Raw genomic sequence first — 3508 nt, forward strand, 5'->3', positions numbered from 1 at the left:
AGGCAAGGCGGGCACGGAGATTGAGCCCTTCCGCTGGCTCAATGTGGTGCTGGGCAACCTCAAGACCGCGCTGAGTGGAACACATCACGCCTTTAATTTCCGAAAATACGCCGGTCGATACCTGGCTGAGTCGCAGTATCGATTCAATCGAAGATTCGACCTGGCAGCAATGGTACCAAGACTTGCCGTGGCGCTCATGTATGCAACTCCTTGTTCTGGAAAGAAACTGATGGTGCGCACTGAGATAGAGACATAATCAGGTCATCCGTAATTTCACCAGCTTTCCGATTTGGATTGTCCGTGTCATACAAAGCAGAAATGCTCGCTGCCACAATCCTTTGATAATTTTCTGAAACTCGCGTTTCAGGAAGAATCAATCTTGCCGCTCGTCGAGAATCAAGCAACATGTCATCTGCCTGTCCAAGTCCGTTGGATGTAAAGTCAGGTTCGTGTCGATAGGCAGAGCGAATGTAGAACACTTTCTGTTTTTTCGTGGCATCTTGACGAACATCGCCTACACCATGAAATGTCAATTGGATTTTGTTTAGCGCTCCATGTGGATCGCTGGAGGTGGATTGTCCGTAACGCGGGTGATACTCTTGATCAAAATGGTTTTGACCTCGATTCCTGCTCATCCAATAGTTAAAGGCCTCAAATACTGATGTTTTACCGCTGCCGTTTGGGCCGGTCAATATTACCAATCGTGCCGATTCTGGAATGCTATCAATTGTCAAATTATGGAATCGCTTAAAATCGCGAATATTGATTTTTGCTAGCCTCATACCTGCTCCGCTTTTGCCAATAGACGACGCGCCCACCATAAATGCAGTGTTGATGGAAGTTCATGGCGAATGTATTTTTCTCCTGTGCATGCAATGTTGATGTCGTCCAGCGGCAACGCGACTTCGATAAGCTTTTTTGGGGTCTTAATGTTCATTAGTATCATTTGGGAAAAGCTATGCCCGTTTTTTCTGCAATTTTCCCTGCGAGTTTTTGAAAGTCGCTATAACAACTTCTCACTGCTTCGATATGCGCACCAATTGCACCATCCGCAGATTTAAGGAAGAAAATCGGCTTGCGAGCTTCCATTGCCATTGGCATCAAGCTTCGATAATGCTTGAGCAAAGCAAGACAATAGGGATCGTTCGCGACTGTCGGCGTGGTTGCGACTTGTTCGTCAAGAACGGCTTCGCGATAAATATTAGGAATCCGATCCATCCATCGCTTATATGCCTTGACCGGTCTCGTGTCGAGAACACCATGCTGCATAACGATATAACCGATGGGTTGCATCGTGCCTTTAGGCATTGGTAGATCGCCGGGGGATTTGGTCAAAAGGTCGGCCCAAACAGCACGCCATTCACGTAAAGTTGGCCCCAAATTCTTTAAGCCTTGCAAGGAAAATAAATCAGGTGCTAGTGGCAGGCAAACCATGTCAGAGGCAATAAGTGCCGAACGATTTATAGCACCCAAGTTGGGACCAACATCTATCAGTACGAGCTGTACCCCCCAATCTGCGCCCAGTTGCACAAGACGGTGAAATGCAGTCATTGTGCGAAATGCTGATTCATCGCGATTGTGGCAACGAGGCCAGGCATCCGAAAGTTTGTCTTCAAATCGGGACAATCCGAGATCACCCGCAATGAGTCCGAGATTCGGCGTTATTTTCTCTACATGGGGATGCGCAATATCACCGGTACCGCGAAGAATTGGATTGATTGACCCAAAAACTGTCTCGGGGTGATTGCCATCCGGCCACAATTTTTCGAGGCGATCCTCATTCAAGAACATCGCAGTAAGATTGGCCTGCGGGTCTAAATCTACAGCAAGCGTCTTGATCCCATGATCCGCAAACATCCATGCCAAATGGTATACTAGCGATGTCTTTCCCACTCCGCCTTTGTTGTTGAAAAAGGCTACCGTTTTCATGCAGGCCTCCTGTATATCTTGACTAGCACTGAGTGCTCATCAAATTCAAATTCAGCAGGAAGATTACCGTTCTGAGAAAGCAGTGCTTGAGCACGTTGAACACCATAACCAAATCGGTTTACAAAACCAAGTGACTTCATTGCTTCCGCAATCACCGGGTTCCGATAACTATTCCGAGTAGGAAAATTTTCCGGCGTGGCTTCTCCATACAAGCCTCCCGGACTTTGAATTTCGATATGGTCGCTAAAGACATAAAACCGAATTGGCGTATTGCTATCGTAGTTGCGATGCATAACAGCATTCATTAACAGCTCGCGTAGTGCCCATTCTGGATAGTCTGGAAGTAATTTCTCCTCAAGAGCGCTAATGGCGCGCATCGTTGTCTGAATGATTAGTTTTAGCCGTCCTTCCAACTCACGTAACACCGAATTAAGGTCTCCCGATATTTCAGCTTGATCTTCAGGAATATCGATTAATTCGGTACCGGGTAATTTAAGGTACTGGACATAAGCCCCCGGCATAAAAAAGCGTGGATTCTTTCCGAAAAGCAAAATACCCGCGTGCGTCGGGCAAGATCGATCGGGATCGTACAGGCGAAGTGAAGCGAGCTGTTGTTCAATCGATCTGTGGTTGGCAGCTATAGTTTCTGGATCGATAGCTTCTCGGCGGTAGGCGTCAAACTGTCCCAAGGCCACTTCATCAAGTGTCGCCTCAGTACATGGGCGTGCATCAAAGCTATGTGCCAGAGCTACACGTCGTTCGCTCAGTGCACGCTCTTCTTGTTCGTTAGCAACTGCCTTGCGTGGCCCGACACGAATATGTACTCGTCCTCTGTATCTAACAGGAGGGAGATCCGATGGAAAAACCTCCACAACAGCAATTTCGCCATTTTCAAGTGAAAACTTGGCTATATTCATCATTGGTTGAGGCAGAACATTCCCGTCAGAACGAATCCCTCCAAGATTTTTCAATAATTCATCAGTCACAACCAATCCCGACAACGATCCGTTGTCCTTAACCCCGACAAGCAAGTAACCCGGCTGACGATGATTAGGTAAATCATTGGCGAAGGCGCATATCGCCTGACAAAATTTATCTGTATTGGTTGTAGATTCGGTGCGTTCAATGCGATCTGATTCCAAATCTATCAGCAATATTTTCAGTTGATTTTCGGTCAACATAGCATCTCCGATTTTTTTAATAACTCACTTAACGCTAAGTTTATACTGCTTACTGCCCAATCCGGCTCTTGCGTGAACGGATTGCGGACATAAAACGGCCCTTCATGCTGATCGCCATCGACCAACACAATGGCCAAAATGAATTTGTCGGCCTGATTCAGCCCGTACAGGATCTCATTTCGGGTGATGGTAATGGTCGATTGCCCCTTGGCACGGCCCTTGACTTCGATATGGCGTGCCGGTGTCAATTTGCCGTCTTGGGTTGGCGGAATGTAAGCGGTAAGCCAGCGGCGTTGTATTTTCCCGGATAATTTTTCCGCATACTTCTCTCCAGATTATGACACAGGAGAGCAGGTATGGAAACCAAGCGTAGCAGGAGAATTCGCCACAGCAGGCAG

The 3508-nt window shown here is 47.2% G+C and carries 4 protein-coding genes and 2 pseudogenes; 1 reads left to right on the forward strand and 5 read right to left on the reverse strand.

Annotation, left to right across the window (positions count from 1 at the left end):
• Positions 1-256: transposase (locus IV91_RS0111820; RefSeq protein WP_031598651.1), on the forward strand; the 256-nt coding region annotated here is incomplete at its 5' end.
• Here IV91_RS0111820 and IV91_RS17390 read toward each other — a convergent pair.
• The 5 genes and pseudogenes from IV91_RS17390 to IV91_RS17400 all read right to left on the reverse strand — a co-directional run.
• On the reverse strand, positions 195-782 hold the full coding sequence (locus tag IV91_RS17390) for an AAA family ATPase (RefSeq protein WP_062188568.1): 588 nt from the start codon (positions 780-782) through the stop codon (positions 195-197). The genes IV91_RS0111820 and IV91_RS17390 overlap by 62 nt on opposite strands.
• Positions 782-946 (reverse strand): annotated as a pseudogene (locus IV91_RS17395) (DUF1156 domain-containing protein); the annotation flags it as partial. The gene IV91_RS17390 and the pseudogene IV91_RS17395, both read right to left, overlap by 1 nt.
• Positions 943-1929: a ParA family protein gene (locus tag IV91_RS0111830; RefSeq protein WP_031598653.1), complete on the reverse strand. Its 987-nt coding sequence runs from the start codon at positions 1927-1929 to the stop codon at positions 943-945. The gene IV91_RS0111830 and the pseudogene IV91_RS17395, both read right to left, overlap by 4 nt.
• A complete protein-coding gene (locus IV91_RS0111835; RefSeq protein WP_031598655.1) occupies positions 1926-3110 on the reverse strand; it encodes an RNA-binding domain-containing protein in 1185 nt (394 codons plus the stop codon). Before IV91_RS0111835 ends, IV91_RS0111830 begins: the two co-directional genes overlap by 4 nt.
• Positions 3104-3379: pseudogene (locus tag IV91_RS17400) on the reverse strand (protein NO VEIN domain-containing protein); the annotation flags it as partial. The pseudogene IV91_RS17400 and the gene IV91_RS0111835, both read right to left, overlap by 7 nt.
• Positions 3380-3508 lie beyond the last annotated feature (129 nt).

The organism is Ferrovum myxofaciens (genome assembly GCF_000735045.1).
GTDB classification, from domain to species: domain Bacteria; phylum Pseudomonadota; class Gammaproteobacteria; order Burkholderiales; family Ferrovaceae; genus Ferrovum; species Ferrovum myxofaciens.